15 protein-coding genes, 1 tRNA gene and 1 pseudogene are annotated in these 16,777 nt (G+C 56.7%); 14 read left to right on the top strand and 3 right to left on the bottom strand.

Annotation, left to right across the window (positions count from 1 at the left end; translation table 11 throughout):
- The first annotated feature begins 68 nt into the window (after positions 1–68).
- The 10 genes from HMPREF2890_RS07685 (at position 69) to HMPREF2890_RS07635 (ending at position 10,421) form a co-directional block, all read left to right on the top strand.
- Positions 69–146, top strand: a tRNA-Val gene (locus HMPREF2890_RS07685).
- Between the two features lie 85 nt (positions 147–231).
- On the top strand, positions 232–1,341 hold the full coding sequence (locus tag HMPREF2890_RS07680) for a tetratricopeptide repeat protein (RefSeq protein ID WP_070467291.1): 1,110 nt from the start codon (positions 232–234) through the stop codon (positions 1,339–1,341).
- Between the two features lie 143 nt (positions 1,342–1,484).
- Positions 1,485–1,859 (top strand): putative signal transducing protein, encoded by a 375-nt coding sequence (locus tag HMPREF2890_RS07675; protein WP_070467289.1) that lies wholly within the window; start codon positions 1,485–1,487, stop codon positions 1,857–1,859.
- A 3-nt stretch (positions 1,860–1,862) separates the two neighbouring features.
- On the top strand, positions 1,863–2,375 hold the full coding sequence (gene cobU, locus HMPREF2890_RS07670) for a bifunctional adenosylcobinamide kinase/adenosylcobinamide-phosphate guanylyltransferase (protein ID WP_070467287.1): 513 nt from the start codon (positions 1,863–1,865) through the stop codon (positions 2,373–2,375).
- A gap of 3 nt (positions 2,376–2,378) precedes the next feature.
- Positions 2,379–3,425 (top strand): nicotinate-nucleotide--dimethylbenzimidazole phosphoribosyltransferase, encoded by a 1,047-nt coding sequence (gene cobT / locus HMPREF2890_RS07665; protein ID WP_070467284.1) that lies wholly within the window; start codon positions 2,379–2,381, stop codon positions 3,423–3,425.
- Complete coding sequence (locus HMPREF2890_RS07660) at positions 3,409–4,170, top strand: adenosylcobinamide-GDP ribazoletransferase (protein ID WP_070467282.1); 762 nt, start codon at positions 3,409–3,411, stop codon at positions 4,168–4,170. The genes cobT and HMPREF2890_RS07660 overlap by 17 nt, the downstream gene beginning before the upstream one ends.
- Positions 4,170–4,730 carry an alpha-ribazole phosphatase family protein gene (gene cobC, locus HMPREF2890_RS07655; protein ID WP_070467280.1) on the top strand — a complete coding sequence of 187 codons (561 nt, stop codon included), beginning with the start codon at positions 4,170–4,172 and terminating at the stop codon, positions 4,728–4,730. The genes HMPREF2890_RS07660 and cobC overlap by 1 nt, the downstream gene beginning before the upstream one ends.
- Before the next feature lie 180 nt (positions 4,731–4,910).
- Positions 4,911–6,098 carry an AAA family ATPase gene (locus HMPREF2890_RS07650; RefSeq protein ID WP_070467278.1) on the top strand — a complete coding sequence of 396 codons (1,188 nt, stop codon included), beginning with the start codon at positions 4,911–4,913 and terminating at the stop codon, positions 6,096–6,098.
- Between the two features lie 52 nt (positions 6,099–6,150).
- Positions 6,151–9,768, top strand: a complete 3,618-nt coding sequence (gene nifJ, locus HMPREF2890_RS07645; RefSeq protein ID WP_070467277.1) for a pyruvate:ferredoxin (flavodoxin) oxidoreductase — start codon at positions 6,151–6,153, stop codon at positions 9,766–9,768.
- A gap of 452 nt (positions 9,769–10,220) precedes the next feature.
- Positions 10,221–10,421 (top strand): winged helix-turn-helix domain-containing protein, encoded by a 201-nt coding sequence (locus tag HMPREF2890_RS07635; protein WP_070467391.1) that lies wholly within the window; start codon positions 10,221–10,223, stop codon positions 10,419–10,421.
- A gap of 288 nt (positions 10,422–10,709) precedes the next feature.
- On the opposite strand, the gene HMPREF2890_RS07630 is transcribed toward HMPREF2890_RS07635, so the two are convergent.
- Positions 10,710–11,783 carry a tyrosine-protein phosphatase gene (locus HMPREF2890_RS07630; protein WP_083289895.1) on the bottom strand — a complete coding sequence of 358 codons (1,074 nt, stop codon included), beginning with the start codon at positions 11,781–11,783 and terminating at the stop codon, positions 10,710–10,712.
- A gap of 177 nt (positions 11,784–11,960) precedes the next feature.
- On the opposite strand from HMPREF2890_RS07630, the gene HMPREF2890_RS07625 reads away from it, so the two are divergent.
- The 4 genes from HMPREF2890_RS07625 to HMPREF2890_RS07610 are packed head-to-tail and all read left to right on the top strand — an operon-like array spanning position 11,961 to position 16,079.
- Positions 11,961–12,872: a 1-acyl-sn-glycerol-3-phosphate acyltransferase gene (locus HMPREF2890_RS07625; protein ID WP_070467273.1), complete on the top strand. Its 912-nt coding sequence runs from the start codon at positions 11,961–11,963 to the stop codon at positions 12,870–12,872.
- A gap of 57 nt (positions 12,873–12,929) precedes the next feature.
- The gene (locus tag HMPREF2890_RS07620; protein ID WP_070467272.1) at positions 12,930–13,844 is read left to right on the top strand and encodes a M48 family metallopeptidase; all 915 of its coding nucleotides are present in this window, start codon (positions 12,930–12,932) and stop codon (positions 13,842–13,844) included.
- 56 nt (positions 13,845–13,900) lie between these two features.
- Complete coding sequence (locus HMPREF2890_RS07615; RefSeq protein ID WP_070467270.1) at positions 13,901–14,935, top strand: dihydroorotate dehydrogenase-like protein; 1,035 nt, start codon at positions 13,901–13,903, stop codon at positions 14,933–14,935.
- A 7-nt stretch (positions 14,936–14,942) separates the two neighbouring features.
- Positions 14,943–16,079, top strand: coding sequence for a DNA polymerase III subunit (locus HMPREF2890_RS07610; RefSeq protein ID WP_070467268.1), 1,137 nt, complete (start codon positions 14,943–14,945; stop codon positions 16,077–16,079).
- 147 nt (positions 16,080–16,226) lie between these two features.
- Here HMPREF2890_RS07610 and rd read toward each other — a convergent pair whose 3' ends face one another.
- Positions 16,227–16,391 (bottom strand): rubredoxin, encoded by a 165-nt coding sequence (gene rd / locus HMPREF2890_RS07605; protein WP_018106636.1) that lies wholly within the window; start codon positions 16,389–16,391, stop codon positions 16,227–16,229.
- Between the two features lie 131 nt (positions 16,392–16,522).
- Positions 16,523–16,777 (bottom strand): annotated as a pseudogene (locus HMPREF2890_RS09435) (ISAs1 family transposase); the annotation flags it as partial.

Here is a 16,777-nt window from a genome sequence, read left to right as displayed (position 1 = left end):
TGCGAGATCCATAAAATTTCGTACCTTTGCGGAGCATTCGGCTGGAGAGGAGCCGGTCGGGTGCACTCGGATCCTTAGCTCAGTTGGTTTAGAGCGTCTGTCTTACAAACAGAGGGTCGTAGGTTCGAATCCTACAGGGTCCACCATCGTGCCGCTATCAAGTCGAGAGACTTGGTAGTGGTTTTTTTGTATCTTGTGCCGAGGGAAGAATTATGATAAAAGGAATACCGTATGGAGAACTTAGTGATCCGGCACATTATCCATCGCAAGGCGCTGCTCTGGCTGCTTCTGTGTGCGATGCCGCTGATGGCGGTCGCTCAGACTGACGTAACCGAGTCGGAGGTGCAGCGGCTGATCGATGAGGGGCTGTACTACCGCGCTCTGGAGCTGCTGGAGAGCTGCCCCGACAGCCTCAAGAGCCCCATGATGCTTCGTCAGGAGACCCGCGTCCTCACCTCCTTTGCCCGATACGAGGAGGCGAAGGCGCTGATCCTGCCACTGGCGACGGAGGAGGGCTCCGTGATCGACAAGCAACTGCTGGCGGGGATCTACGAGAGTATGCAGCAGCCGGACTCCGCCATCACTGTCCGTGAGGAGATCAAGCAGATCTCCCCGTATAATATCGTCAATGTCCTCCGCCTCTCCGATCTCTATGAAGAGAAGGGGGTGGGCTTCCTCGGTCTGACGATGATGAATAATTTCCTCTATGAGTATCCCGACAACCGCCCCGTGAGGCAGCGTCGTGCGGCAGTGAATTACGCCGCAGGTTATTACCGGGATGCCTATGCCGACTTCGACCTCCTGTACCACGCCGGAGACCGGAGTATGAATACGGTCTACTACCATGGTCAGTCCCTTATGCAGCAGGACTCCCTCACGCAGGCGATCCCGGTGCTGAAGGAGGCAATAAAGATCTCCGAGGAGGCCAATCCCTTCCCGATGATCGACCTCGCTACCATTTATGTACAGCAGAAGGATCCGACCGAGTCAGCACTCTACCTCGCCAAGGTGGACTCCCTCATGGAGCGGACCCCACTGCGGATCCAGGTACTCAAGAGCTACCACGACCTGATGGCAGAGACGGACTTCCTCCGAGGGGCTTACCGCTCCTCGCTCCGGCACCTCAGGGATCTCGGTCGCTTTGCCCCCGACCTGCCGGACATCCCATACAGGCAGTCTCTGACGTATAGAGAGCTGGGAGATGCCACTGCCGAGATGAAGGCTCTGGAGACGTACCTTGAGCTACGGAGTGATCCCGGACGAAAGCCCTCCCCGAGGGTCCTCTATGCCCGCAAGCGGCTGGAGCAACTGCGGGAAGATCGTTTTATGGGGCAGAAGTGACTTACGAGGGGCGCAGTAGTTTTTTTTCTTGGCGTGGGTGGTGCCTTTTTGCTCGACTGACGAGACTTGGCTCAGCGGGGGAAAAAAGCGACCTTTGTGGGGTATGGAGATGGTCTCCGTACGCAAGAGACAGAGTGACTATTATGGAAAAGGATAATAAGGGGGAAGCCTTTGTTGAGGTCTTTAACTCCCTCAACCTCGAGGAGGTACGGCTGGCTGAGACGCTCCTCCAGTCAGAGAATATTATGGTGTCCGTCTCCGGAGAGACGGGGACACAGGTCTTCGGGCGGGTGCAGGGCTTGACCGGCGGCGTCTCGCTCATGGTCCCAGCGATGGAGGAGGAGAGAGCGCTTCGCATCCTCCGGGAGGCCGGCTATCTACCGGCGGCTGATCAGACCGACAGCGTCTATACCGTGGGGAAGAGTAGGAAGAGCCGGAGCGCCTCCAGACAATTTTGGCTGATCACCGGGCTGATGGCGCTTCTACTTATCCTCATTGCCTTAATGAACTTCCTCTGACCGATGGAGCGTAGGATCATCTATGTCACCGGAGGGGCTCGCTCCGGGAAGAGTCGCTATGCGCAGTCGCTGGCAGAGTCGCTCTCCGATCATCCGGTCTACCTCGCCACGGCGCGGATCATGGATGAGGACTTTGAGCGTCGGGTAGAGCGTCACCGAAGAGCTCGCGGGGAGCAGTGGACGACGGTGGAGGAGCCACTTCACCTGAGCGACCACGACCTTACCGGGCAAGTGGTGCTGATGGACTGCGTCACCCTCTGGCTCACCAATCTCTACGATGAGTACAGCTATGATATGGACGAGACCCTCAGGGCAGCCACGGCGGAGTGGGATCGCTTCTCTGCCCGGGATATGACCCTCATCGTCGTCTCCAATGAGCTCGGCATGGGGCTCCACGCTTCATCGGAGAGTGCGCGTCACTTTGTTGACCTCCAGGGGTGGGTCAATCAGCATATAGCCGCATCAGCCGATGAGGCTTTCTTTATGGTTTCGGGCATAGCGGTGAGACTTAAGTAATATATGGTAACCGTAGAAGAAATACAGCACAAGATTGATACGCGATCAAAGATCATCGGTTCGCTCGGACAACTTGAGACGATAGCGCGTCAGGTCTGTCTGATCCAGGGTACCCTTACGCCGGAGCTGAGACGGCCGGCACTCCTCCTCTTCTGTGGCGATCACGGGATAGCGGATGAGCGGGTGAGTCTCTCGCCCAAGGACTTTACCTACAAGTGCGGCTGCACTTTCCAGAGGGGGAATGCGGCGATCACCGTCTTCTGTCGGCAGCACCACTTCCACCTTCGCGTCATCGATGCCGGTGTGGCTCGGGACTTCCCCGAAGAGTTTGGCGTGGAGCCGCGAAAGGTAGGGTATGGGACGCGAAACTTCCTCCACGAGCCGGCGATGACGATCGAGGAGTGCCGGAGGGCGCTTGAGACCGGGGCTGCCTGCGTGCGGGAGGAGTACTATAAGGACTGCAACGTGATCGGCTTCGGTGAGATGGGGATCGGCAACACCTCCTCCGCCGCTGTGCTGGCACACCTCTACTCCGGCATCCCACTTGACCGGCTCGTGGGGCGGGGTACCGGTCTTGACGATGCACACCTGGAGCGTAAGTACCAGACACTTAAGCGAGCCGTGGAGGCTCATCACCCTGAGACGCCACTCGAGATCCTCGCCACCTATGGCGGGTACGAGATAGCGATGATGGTGGGTGGGATGATCGAGGCGGCTCGGCTGCGGATGGTCATCCTCTGCGACGGCTTCATAGCTACGGCGGCTGTCATCGCTGCTGAGGCCCTTGCCCCCGGTACTAAGGAGTGCGTCCTCTACGGTCATGTCTCTGATGAGGGTGGGCATCGGCTGCTGCTTGACCACCTCGGTGGAGAGCCAATCCTCCGACTCGGCATGCGACTCGGTGAGGGTACCGGTGCGGTGGTCGCCTATCCGATCGTCCAATCGGCTGTCGCTTTCCTCAATGAGATGGCCTCCTTTGACGATCGGCAGCTGGAGAATTGCTACGAGGACAATCCCGATAGTATCTATCGCCATGGGTCTGAGGAGTGAGTGGAATCTCCTGAAGGCGGCGGTGATGTGCTACACCCGCCTGCCGGTGGGCGAGGTGCACTTTGATGCCGCTACAGCCCACGAGGCGGCCCGCTATATGCCCCTCGTGGGGGCTCTTATCGGAGGGTGTGGGGCGGTGATCTATGCGCTTGCCTTTTTCCTCCTCCGGCTACCTCCGTCTGTCTCGTCCGTGCTGGCGCTCTCCACAATGATCGTGGTGACGGGAGCCTTTCATGAGGATGGATTCTCTGACTTCTTGGATGGATTTGGTGGCGGGACGACCCGTGAGCGGGTGCTGGAGATCATGAAGGACAGCCACGCCGGAGCCTTTGGTATGATCGGTACGGTGATGCAGCTGCTGCTGAAGGTCTGCTGTCTCTCTGCACTCACCAGTCCGATCCCGGCGATGGTCGTGATGTGCTGCAGTGCGCGGTCGGTGCCGCTGCTGATGATGCACTTCTCTGTCTATGCCCGGAGGGAGAATAGTAAGCTCAGCCGAGAGTCTTATGTCACCTCTGACAGCTCCATTGCGGTCGGGGTCGCCACCGGTCTCGTGGCGCTGCTGGCGCTTGGGTGGGTACAGGCTCTTGCTGTGGTCGTGGTCTATGCCCTGCTCTTCCTCTTTGTCCACCGACTCAGTAAGGCGCGTATCGGAGGCTACACGGGGGATGTGCTTGGGGCGCTGGAGCAGATGTGCGAGATGGGCTGTCTCGTCGCCCTCCTCGCTGTAGAGCGGCTGACGTGATGGAGCTCTTCCTCGTCCGCCATACGCATACCGCTGCGCCGAGTGGCATCTGCTACGGCAGAGCTGATGTCTCGGTGGCGGAGACTTTCCCGCAGGAGGCTGCCGGGGTCGTCGCCACCCTTGCCGGCACCGGCTATGGGCGCGTCTACAGCAGTCCGCTCCTACGCTGCCGACTCTTGGCAAAGATGCTTGCCGACTCGATCACCATTGATGCCCGTCTCACTGAGCTGGCCTTCGGCAAGTGGGAGCTGGTCCCTTGGCAGTCGGTCTATGAGCGTAAGGAGAGCGAGGCGTGGTTTGCAGACTACAAGCATGCCGCCCCGCCTGCCGGGGAGTCGTACCCCGGGATGACCCGGCGGGTGCAGGACTTCATCGACTACCTCCCGGACTACGATCGTCCACCGGTGCTGGTGACGCATGCGGGGGTGATACGGATCTTCCTCGTCCGTCTCCTCGGCTACACCATTGATGAGTCCTTTGCCCGCAAGATCGCCTATGGAGAGGTGGTCCATCTCGTCCGCTCCGCCGACGGCGTCTGGCGGGAGGAGCCACTGGATTAATCTTTCATTATGATAGGTGGTCAGCGCAAATGGGTGGATTTTTTGTCCGTAATTGTAATACAAGGTTTGCAAAATAGGATTATTCTTCCTACTTTTGAACCATCAAAGTCACCATCACACTTGGGATGACTTCGGGGAGGTGTCCCTACTTAATCGGGGAGCCCGTCACGACGTTTTAGTATGCAGAGCTTTAGGAAGATATACAATCGGATGCTGACTGCACATCAGGAGAGCGACCGCAAGTCCCTGATCAGTAGTATCAGCTCATCGGATCGTCTGGTCGCTGTGCGCGGTGCGCGCGGCATAGGCAAGACGATCTTCCTGCTTACCTATGCTGTCCGAAACATCACCGCACGACCCGATCAGATCCAGTATGTGACGATGAATTACCTCTTCTTTGCCGGACACTCGCTCTATGACTTTGCGAGGAAGTTTTACCAGGAAGAGGGGGGCAAGATCCTCCTTGTGGATCAGATCTACAAGTACGCCAAGTGGCGAGATGATCTCTATCGGATCTATATGGATATGCCCAACCTGCGGGTGATCTTCAGCACCTCGAGCGTCGTGACCGAGGAGGAGCTGGGGCCGGAACTGCAGGGTAGGGTGCGGATCATTAATCTCCAGGGCTTCTCCTTCCGCCAGTACCTCAATATAAAGTATGGTCTCCACCTCAAGTCGTACTCGCTCAAGGAGCTGATGGAGCGGCACGAGGAGATCGCTGCTGAGGTAATGAACCAGGTCAAGCCGAAGGAGGATTTTGAGCTATACCTCACCGAGGGCTACTACCCGCCCGTGGAGGACAACCCACTCTCCTCGGCCAAGCTGACGAAGAATATCAATATGATGCTGGAGGTGGATGTGGTCTACGTCCATCAGGTCGATATATCCTACCTGCCCAAGATGCGGGAGCTGCTCTTCCAGATCTGTACGCAGGATAAGCCGACGGCCAATGTGACCCGCTTTGCGCGCAGTATCGGAACTAGCCGAGCCACCATAGCCAATTACCTCAAGTATCTTGACGATGCGGAGCTGATCCGCACGATCTATAAGGAGGGCAACGAGTACCCCAAGAAGCCCGATCAGATCTTCCCCAACGACACCAATATCGCCGGGGTAATGTACCCGCATCGGCAGTCGACCTGTATGCGACTCAAGACCTTCCTGCTCTCACAATTTGAGAACGCCGGCTATCAGGTCAACGTCCCCGAGAAGCTCGGTGCGGACTTTATCGTCGAGGGAGAGCACCTCTTTGCCTGTGTCGATGGTAAGACGAGTCGCTTCAAGAGCGAGGTGACCTATGCCTTTAGCAACCTGCTGGTGGGGCATGACAACTGTCTGCCGATCTGGCTCTTCGGCTTCCTGTATTGACCTTTTAAGAAAAAGAAGAACTAAATTACTTCACGCTTTAGTATACTTATATATGAGTAAAGAAAAGAAATTCATGACCTGTGATGGCAACACAGCTACGTCGCATATCGCGTATATGTTCTCGGAGCTGGCCGCCATCTACCCCATCACTCCCTCCTCTACGATGGCAGAGGTTGTGGACAAGTGGGCAGCCAATGGGCGTAAAAACCTCTTCGGCGACACTGTCCGTGTCCAGGAGATGCAGAGTGAGGCTGGTGCCGCAGGTACCGTCCACGGCTCTCTGCAGGCTGGTGCGCTGACGACCACCTTTACTGCGTCTCAGGGTCTCCTCCTGATGATCCCTAATATGTACAAGATCTCCGGAGAGCTCCTCCCCGGCGTCTTCCACATCGCTGCACGTGCCATCGCCGGCCATGCCCTCTCAATCTTTGGTGATCACCAGGATGTGATGGCCTGTCGTGCCACCGGCTTCGCCATGCTCTGCAGCAACTCCGTACAGGAGGCTCAGGATATGGCTGCTGTAGCACACCTCTCTGCGATCCACGGTCGTGTGCCCTTCCTCCACTTCTTCGACGGCTTCCGTACCTCTCACGAGATCCAGAAGATCGAGGAGATCGATATGGAGGACCTCCGTCCCCTCGTTGACCTCGAGGCGATCAAGGAGTTCCGTCACCGTGCGCTCACCCCTGATGCCCCGGTGACTCGTGGTACGGCGCAGAATGGTGACATCTACTTCCAGGAGCGTGAGGCTTCCAACCCCTTCTACAACGCAGTCCCCGAGACCGTACAGCACTATATGGACGAGCTGGGCAAGATCACCGGCCGTCACTACCACCTCTTTGACTACTACGGCGCAGAGGATGCTGAGGATATTGTGATCTGCATGGGCTCTGCCTGTGAGACCGCCGAGGAGGTGATTGACAAGCTCAATGCCGAGGGCCGCAAGGTCGGTATGATCAAGGTCCACCTCTTCCGTCCGTTCAGCGTGGAGCACTTCCTCGAGGCAATGCCCAAGACCGTGAAGCATGTCGCTGTCCTCGACCGTACCAAGGAGCCCGGTAGTGCCGGTGAGCCTCTTTACCTCGATGTGAAGAACGCTCTCTACGGCATGGAGGAGCACCCGATCGTTGTCGGTGGTCGCTATGGTCTCTCCTCTAAGGACGTGACCCCGGAGCAGTTTGCCGCTGTCTTCGAGAACCTCCGCATGAAGATGCCGAAGGATCACTTCACCATCGGTATCGTGGATGACGTCACCTTCACCTCACTTCCGCTCACAGACCACTTCGACGTAGCTACGGATGCCTTTGAGGCGAAGTTCTATGGTCGTGGATCTGATGGTACCGTGGGTGCCAATAAGAACTCTGTCAAGATCATCGGTGAGAATACCAGCAAGTACTGCCAGGCTTACTTCGAGTACGACTCTCGTAAGTCCGGAGGCTTTACCTGCTCTCACCTCCGCTTTGGTGACAGCCCCATCCGCTCCACTTACTACGTCAATCACCCCCACTTCGTAGCCTGCCACGAGCCGGCATACCTGCACCGCTTCAATATCACGAAGGGTCTCCGCAAGGGTGGCTCACTCCTCCTCAACTCCATCTGGGAGCCGGAGGATCTCGGTGAAAACCTCCCCGGTCGTCTCAAGAGATACCTCGCGAAGAACGGCTGCCACCTTTACATCATCAATGCGACCAAGATCGCGTCTGAGATCGGCCTCGGCAACCGCACCAATACGATCCTCCAGTCCGCTTTCTTCAAGATCGCCAACGTCATCCCCTACGATCTCGCTGTTGAGCAGATGAAGAAATTCATCGTCAAGAGCTACGGACACAAGGGTGAGAAGATCGTCAACATGAACTATCAGGCTGTCGATGCCGGTGCTGACGTCATTGAGGTACCCGTGCCCGCTGAGTGGGCCGACTGCGCCGATGATGCTGAGCAGGAGTACGAGTACGATACGCCTTTCGTCTCCGCCATCGTCAAGAAGATGCACGCTCAGGAGGGTGATGACCTGCCTGTAAGTGTCTTCACCGGCCTTGAGGACGGTACCTGGCAGCCCGGCACCACCCGCGTGATGCGCCCCGGTGTCGCTGTCAATGTCCCGATGTGGCACGAGGAGAATTGTATCCAGTGTAACCAGTGTGCCTACGTCTGCCCTCACGCTACCATCCGTCCTTTCATCCTCGATGAGAAGGAGATGGAGAATGCCCCCGAGGGCTACGTGACCAAGCCTGCCATCGGTAAGGAGTTCAAGGGTATGGGCTTCCGCATCCAGGTTGACGTCCTCGACTGTCTCGGCTGCGGTAACTGTGCCGATGTCTGCCCCGGAAAGAAGGGCGAGAAGGCTCTCACTATGGAGCCGCTCCACACCCAGGAGGAGCAGGATCCGCTGTGGCTCTACTCTGCTCAGAAGGTGACCAATAAGGCTCACCTCGTCGATGTCAGCAAGAGCGTGAAGAATTCTCAGTTCGCTCAGCCTCTCTTCGAGTTCTCCGGTGCCTGCGCCGGCTGCGGTGAGACACCTTACGTCAAGCTGATCTCTCAGCTCTACGGTGATCGTCAGGTAGTGGCCAATACCACCGGCTGCTCCTCTATCTACTCCGCATCTGCTCCTGAGACGCCCTATACGACCAATGCAAAGGGTCACGGTCCCGCATGGGCCAACTCCCTCTTTGAGGACAACGCAGAGTACGGCTATGGTATGTACCTCGCCAATAAGAAGCTCCGCGAGCGCCTCCTCACCATCGCGCAGGATGTCGTTGATGGCAAGATCGAGATCGGTCAGGAGAAGACTAAGGAGCTCCTCAAGGAGTGGATCGAGAAGTACGAGGATGCCAATGCTTGTCGTGAGCTCTCAGATGAGATCCGTGCTCTGGTAGAGAATGATGCTACCGAGGGTGGTCGTCTCATCGATGATCTCCGTCACTACATCACCAAGAAGTCTCACTGGATCATCGGTGGTGACGGCTGGGCTTACGATATCGGCTACGGTGGTCTCGACCACGTGCTGGCACAGGCACCTGACGTCAATGTCCTCGTCATCGATACGGAGGTCTACTCCAATACCGGTGGACAGAGCTCCAAGTCTACCCCGCGTGCCGCTGTGGCACAGTTCTCTGCCAATGGTCGCCGCTTCCGTAAGAAGGACCTCGGTATGATGGCTGCCGGCTACGGCTACGTCTATGTCGCTCAGATCGCCATGGGAGCCAATCAGGCTCAGGCGCTCAAGGCGATCCGCGAGGCTGAGGAGTTTGATGGTCCCTCACTGATCATCGCCTACTGCCCCTGTATCAATCACGGTCTCCGTGCCGGTATGGGTAAGACCCAGGAGGAGGAGAAGCGCGCCGTTGAGTGTGGCTATTGGCAGCTCTGGCGCTACGATCCCCGTCTGGAGGAGCAGGGCAAGAACCCCTTCCAATTTGACTCCAAGGAGCCGCAGTGGGATCTCTTCCACGACTTCATTATGGGCGAGGTGCGTTACCGCTCTCTTGAGAAGCTCTTCCCCGAGGACGCCGAGGCGCTCTACGGTGCAGCCCTCGAGGATGCAAAGTACCGCTACACCAAGTACCAGAGGTACCTCGCCATGGACTTCTCACGTCCCGAAGAGGATGTCGCTGAGGCTCCCTCAGATGTGGAGAAGAAGGTCGAGGAGGAGCCCGGTAAGTGGATGTAATCCTCCAGCACAACTGACGGTCTAACCGCCGTCTCTATCTAATAGACTAAGCTCAGGCTGATCGGCTTCACCGCCCCTCAGCCTGAGCTTTTTTTGATCCATACCCCTCATGAGACTGTTGCACGAAGGCGATCTGCTGCGTTGCTTTCGGAATTCGGTCTCGGTCACGTACGTGAGTACGCTCCCTTCGACCTCATCCTCAGCGCCTTGCATCTCATCCTTCGTGCAAAGTCTCAGCACATTTGAAACAAATGTGCGAGAATGGCACTTCGTGCAACATTCTCCGCATGGAAGTCTCCTATAGCTGCTTTTCCCCCTTTGCAGACCTCCCCGAGTAGTGTGGGGGGGACGAAACGGCTTGTGGCATACTCTGGAAATTGTGGTATCTTTAGCGCATCAAATGATGTATAATGACTTAGTAACTAAAGTGTAACAGACGAATTATGGATGAAATGACAGAGCTGATCGGTACCAATGCCGGTCTCGTGTGGGAGGTGCTCCGCAAGAGCAAGAAGGCAATGACCGATAAGGATATCAAAAGTGCCACGAAGATCAGCACTCTGAGGGATGTCCACTTTGCGCTCGGCTGGCTGGCGAGGGAGGATAAGCTCACCTTTGAGGAGAGCTCACCGATCACTGTACGCCTTAAGTAAACCCTCTACGACCTCGGCATTGTCCAGAGGGTCGGGATAGACATACACAAGGGACACCCCATCGCTGCACGTGATAGGGTGTCCCTCTTGCTTTATCCCTTGCCCTTAGTAGTAGGAGACCTTTGCATAATACCCCATCTGCAGCGTCACTTTCAAGATTCGGGCTTGGTTATGTGCGTAAGCACACTCCCCTCGCCCTCACTCTCAGTTCCTTGCATCTGAGGTATTCTGCAAACTTCCTGCCGAAAAAGCGCTGCTTTTTCGGCGAAAGACCATTTTGCAAAGGTCTTAGTAGAGGAGCAGCTCTCTCAGCCTGATGCGGTCACTCTCATCAAAGTCCAGCACCTGATCCATGTAGTTACCGATGGTGCCGTACTTATTCTCAATGTCGGTCATGATCGAGAGGAGGTCGCTCGGTCGGCATCGGAAAAACTCGCTTAGAGCCTCCTGTCGCCCCGGTGAAGCGAAGAAGCCCTGTGGCGCCAGCTTCTCCACCGGCAGGAGGGCGTTGCTTAGGAGGTAGTCCGAGAGGATGTCCGACCGAGAGACGCCTAAGCTATACTGGACCAGCATGGTCAGGAAGGCGGCGCGATCTTTTCCCCACTCATCGCTGATCATCACGGGGTAGTGATCGGGGTCGAGGAGGTAGTGGAGTGCGGCGGAGAGCTGCTCAGGGTTCTCATACGCTAAGCTATTGAAGGTGTCGTGGATAAAGAGGATCACCCCCTCCTTACTCATATCCCCTTCATTGATCCGCTTCAGGACGGACTTGTAGTCGATTGGGGTATTGGCGGCGAAGTCCTTCTGGACGACATTCCCTATGCCATTGGTGAGGTAGACGAAGGAGTAGGCATCGCTGAGGACGATATTGTGCTTCAGTCCCAGGGATCCGATCACGAGACTGTCCCTCGGTGTCAGCCCTCTGTAGCGCCCCCCACGATAAAGTCGCCCCCACCGCATCTGATACCCCTCATCGGTCATATATCCACCTGCGTCACGGAGGTTGGCAAAGCCCTCTGTCGGTATCACCCTCATACCGGCGACCCTCATCTCTCGGTCGTCAAAGACCAGGAGGAAATAGTGTCTTGAGTAAACCGTCCCATCTGTGGTGAAGGTGGCCCACTCCTTGCCTATCGGCTCCACCTTGGTCGGCTCCACAGGGTAGCTGCCGGCATCATCAGAGGCATAGATGGCTACTTCGCCGCTCATCCCGGGCCGGACCTGCCACCGCACGACATAGTTGCCACTATCAGCGACATCGGCACCGGTGCTGATGTCGTAGTAGGCCTTCCTGGCGCACGAGGTGAGGCTCAGGCAGGTCGTTAGGGCAATGAGGAGCGGCAGGATATTAAGGTGACGCATCTGGAGTTTCTTCGTGATTGCTTACAGACAAATCTACTCAAAGGAGTGATACCACGATAGGAATTATCTTTATTTGAGTTTCTTTGACAGCGGTTTGACCATTTCCCCCACCCTTGTTAGCGAGTTGTGATAATATTCAGTTAGGTTTGTGCAATTATGTCTATCAAGTGCTGACCTATGAGTAGAGACGACATACGCAACGACATCCTCTCGATCGAGGACTTGGGGGAGATGGTGCCATTCTTCAGGACCGGAGTGGGCCGTGGTGTCGGGCGTCGGCTCATGCGGATCCTCGGTGTCAACTCCCTCAACCGGCTCAATGCCGACCTCTGTCACCTCAGCGGTCCCGAGTACGCTGCTGCAGCGCTGCGTCACCCCTCGGTGGACGTCACGTATAGGGTGCATGGGGAGGAGAATCTCGATCTGATGCGGGAGGGGCAGTTCCTCACCGTCTCCAATCATCCCTTCGGTGGCATCGATGGACTGATCCTTGTAGACATCGTGGGACACATACGCCCGGACTACAAGGTGCTGGTCAATTCCGTCCTCTCACACATATCATCTCTTGAGCAAATGTGGGTGCCTGTGGTGCCCAATCGGGAGAGCGATCCGCGCTATGTCCACGACCCGAGTGTAAATGTCAAAAGCCTCAGGGCGCTTGCTCGAGAGTTTCAGGCCGGATACCCCTTTGGACTCTTCCCCGCCGGTGGGGTGGGGCGCTTCTCGCTTAGGCGGGGACTTCCGGTGGAGAGTCCGTGGAAAAACTCCAGCCTCCGGATCCTAAGGCGGGCATCGAGACCGATATTTCCGATCATGTTTGATGGACACAACTCCGGGCTTTTCTATTACATGAAAAACCACATCCCCATCGTCAGCGACCTGATGCTTCCGCGAGAGATCCTCAATAAGCAAGGCAAGGTGATAGATGTCTACGTCGGTAAGCCGATCCTCCCCTCGGAGACGGAGCAGCTGACCGATCTCAGGAGCTACGGCACTTATCTCATAGAGCGAAGTATGAGCCTCCTCCCGCGAGCCATGTATCAGCCTCAGGTGGGGGCAAAGGCGGTGCTGGTAGACCGAAAGAGCTGACAGCACAAGGCGATAATTGTGTATCTTTGGTGGAGTGAATCAGAAAGTCCATATACAATGAAAATAATCCATCCCCATAGGCTCCTCCTGACGACTCTGATGACCGCCCTCTTAGTGAGCGGCTGCTCGTTGGTACCGCTCACCGGACGGCGGCAGATCAATCTTGTCTCCGATGCCCAGGTCGTCGCCGTCAGTGAGCAGCAGTACCGATCCTTCATCTCCCAGGCACCCAAGAGCCGTGACATGGCTCAGACAGAGCGTACCCGAGAGATGGGTAAGCGCATCGCCTCAGCCACCGAGCGGTACCTTCGCTCCATCGGGCACACGGAGGATATCCGCTTCTTCCGGTGGGAGTTTAATCTCATCGCCTCCAATCAAGTCAACGCCTTCTGTATGCCGGGTGGCAAGATCGTCGTCTACGAGGGCATCCTCCCGGTGGCACGAACCGACGATGAGCTTGCTACGGTGATCGCTCACGAGGTGGCTCACGCTGTCGCCAAGCACTCCAATGAGCGACTCTCTCAGGCGATACTCCGCCAGTATGGCGGACAGGCGCTGGGGCAGATCCTCTCCGGCAGCTCGGCAGGCGCCCAGGTGGTCGGCAATATCCTATATAATGTGGGCGGAAAGCTTATCTTTGAGCTTCCCTACTCGCGCAAGCAGGAGTACGAGGCGGACCAGATCGGTCTCTACCTCATGGCACTTGCAGGCTACGACTATCACAATGCTCCCAATCTCTGGGTCAAGATGGCCAGCCGCAGTGGTGGAGGCAATCAGAGCGAGGTGATCAGCTCTCACCCCAATGACCAAAACCGCATCAAGGCGATCCGAGAGGAGATCCCGAGAGTCGAGGCCTTTATGCGCAGTGGGGGCAAAGTGGTCCCCACCGCCACCCCCTCGACTTCCAAGAAGGTCTCCGCTAATAAGAAGTCCAAGGATCAGGGTAATGTGCCAATCATCACCCACTACTGATCCGCCGATCTGCATTTTCATCAGTCTATATTTCATCACGATAATCAAGTAATACCATGGTTGATCTAACCACCACCTATGCAGGGCTAAAGCTGAAGAGTCCCATCATAGCAGCAAGCTCCAGTCTCACCGCATCTGTCGATAAGATCAAGGCCTTTGCCGACGCAGGCGCCGGTGCGGTCATCCTCAAGTCTATCTTTGAGGAGCAGATCCAGAGCGAGGCAGACGACACCTATACTCAGTCGCATGACTTCCCCGAGGCATATAATTACATCAAGGAGTACTCCGAGGAGCACTCTGTGCGCCAGCATGAGCAGCTGGTGCGTGACGTCAAGAGGGCTGTTGACATCCCCGTATTTGCCAGCGTCAATTGCTCCAGCTCTGAGGGATGGGTGGACTATGCCAAGAGTCTCTCTGATGCCGGTGCCGATGGTCTCGAGCTCAACGTTATGCGCATCGAGACGGACCGGACGCAGGACTATGGAGAGCCGGAGCGCGCCATCCTCAAGGTGGTCACCACACTGCGGGAGTCGGGGTACAAGAAGCCCCTGGTCGTCAAGATCTCCAAGTACTACAGCAACCTCATCCGCCTCTGCGCTGACCTCCATATGGTCGGGGCCGATGGTGTGGTCCTCTTCAATAGGTCTTACATGCCCGATGTGGACCTGAAGGCTGAGTGCCTCTCTGCCGGACCGGTCTTCAGCAGCCCGAGTGACTTCTACGACGGTCTCCGCTTTACGGCACTGGTCCAGGGAGCCGTCCCGGGTCTCTCCATCTCAATCTCCTCCGGAGCACGAAATGGCAAAGACGTTGTCAAGGGAGTCCTTGCCGGTGCCAACGCCATCCAGATGGCATCCATCCTCTATGGGAAAAAAGAGAAGGCTATCACCGAGTCTCTTGACGAGGTGAAGGCCTGGATGGAGGAGCACAAGTATGAGAGCATCACTGAGATGACCGGTCGTCTGGCTGCCAAGCAGGTAAATAAGGCTAATTTCCTCGCTCGCTCTCAGTTTATGAAGTACTTCGACTCGCCCGAGTCTGCTCATCCCACCAATACCTTTAGTGGGGCAGTAGAGCGTCCGAGAGGCTGATCCCGATATGGCCGACCATCTCCTCCCGGACTATGCGGCTACTCTTGCCGACCCCTCGCTGATAGATCAGCTCTCCTCGATCCGGCTGAGAGATGCGATACCGCATGCCCTCCTCTTCTGCGGAGATGAGGGCGGTGAGGCACTTCCCCTTGCGCTAGCCTTTGCCCGCCACATACTGTGTGAGCAGCCTGGTGAGGATGCCTGTGGGCAGTGCGAGTCTTGCCGGCAGATGGATCTTTGGGAGCATCCCGACCTCTACCTCTGCTATCCGGTGATCAAGGGCGACTCCCGCGAGGTCATCTCGGAGGATCTCCGGGAGGACTTTGCCACGCTCCTCAGGGAGCAGCGACGGTTTGGTCCGGAGGACTGGAGGACTCTCCTCAAGGGAGGAAATAAGCAGCCACATATCTTTGTCTCAGAGGCGGATCATCTGATCCACATCACGTCACTCCGCTCCTTCAAGAGTGCCCATCAGGTGGTCCTCATCTGGCAGCCGGAGACGATGCGAGAGGATACGGCCAATAAGTTGCTCAAGCTCCTCGAGGAGCCCCCGGAGGGGGTCATCTTCCTCGCCGTCTCTCACGATCCCTCGAGGCTCCTCGAGACGATCCTGAGTCGCTTCCAGCGGATCGATGTACCGCCCATTGAGGAGGCCCGTCTCGTGGACTATCTCGTCAGCGAGTGTGGTGCCACTCCCGAGCAGGCGTATGAGGCCGGTCACCTCGCACGTGGCAACCTCCTGCGTGCCATGCGACTCCTCGAGGGCAAGGCGCAGGATAAGGCGATCGATCTGGCGCTCGGACTTATGGAGACAGCGATGAAGCGGACCCCAAGGGCCTACCGCGAGTTTGCCGACCAGGCAGCCACCCTAAGTCGCCCGGAGGTGATCTCGCTCATTGATGCGACAGACCGGATCCTCAGGGAGATGCTGGCACTGAGCTACGGGCCGGAGGAGATCGTCTACACCAGGCTTGCCATCCGCGACAGGATCCGGAGCGTTGCCACTGCCGTTCCCCTAAGCTCCTACCCCCCGCTGATGGAGGATCTCTCGGCGGCACGGAGGGAACTGATGCAAAATGCGTCCATCAAGATCGTCTTTTTTGATCTCCTTGTGACGATGGCGATGCTGATCCCCAAGCGGTAAAGGGTGGGGTAAAAACGAGCTAAGGGACCGATGCGGTGTGTGATCCGCATCGGTCCCTTAGCTCGTTTATGGAGACCTCGGGAGAGGTCCTGATAGCTATATCTCTTCGCTACGATCTATCGCGAATGTCTTAGGGAGTGGAGGGTATTACTCCTCGACTAACTCAAAGTCATCCTTGGTGGCTCCGCAGAGGGGGCATACCCAATCCTCCGGGATGTCCTCAAAGGCTGTTCCCGGCTCGATGCCGCCGTCAGGATCACCTACCTCGGGATCATAGACCCAGCCACAGACTGTGCACTCGTACTTCTTCATGATAAATTGTCTCTATTTGTCGTTAAAGTTCAGTTGTAGTCCTACTAGACCAAGACAAATATACACTTTTCCCGACACATTGCCACAGCCCCTGGATGACGAACCATGGGTGACGTTTTTGGGGAATGGGCTCACAGCTTGATGGATAGCAGCTCGGATGGCTTCAGAGTGGCGTTGGTTCGGAATTGGGTAATGAGTCTTTTGCCGCTCTTTTCCTTCATTTTGTCGACAAAGAAGAGAGCTATTTTAGACATAATATTGAAGTTCTTTGCCTCGTTATCCTTCCTCTTAAGCTGCCGGTCCTCAAGCATCACCACGTCCAGCGTGTGGTGAAGGTGATTCTCTATTGACCAATGAGCCCTTATGAGGTCAAACACCTTCCCGGG

The sequence above is a fragment of the Porphyromonas sp. HMSC065F10 genome (genome assembly GCF_001808555.1).
Taxonomy (GTDB): Bacteria; Bacteroidota; Bacteroidia; order Bacteroidales; family Porphyromonadaceae; genus Porphyromonas_A.
Note: the sequence above shows the minus strand (reverse complement) of the source record. Positions and strands in the feature narration are given on the sequence as shown.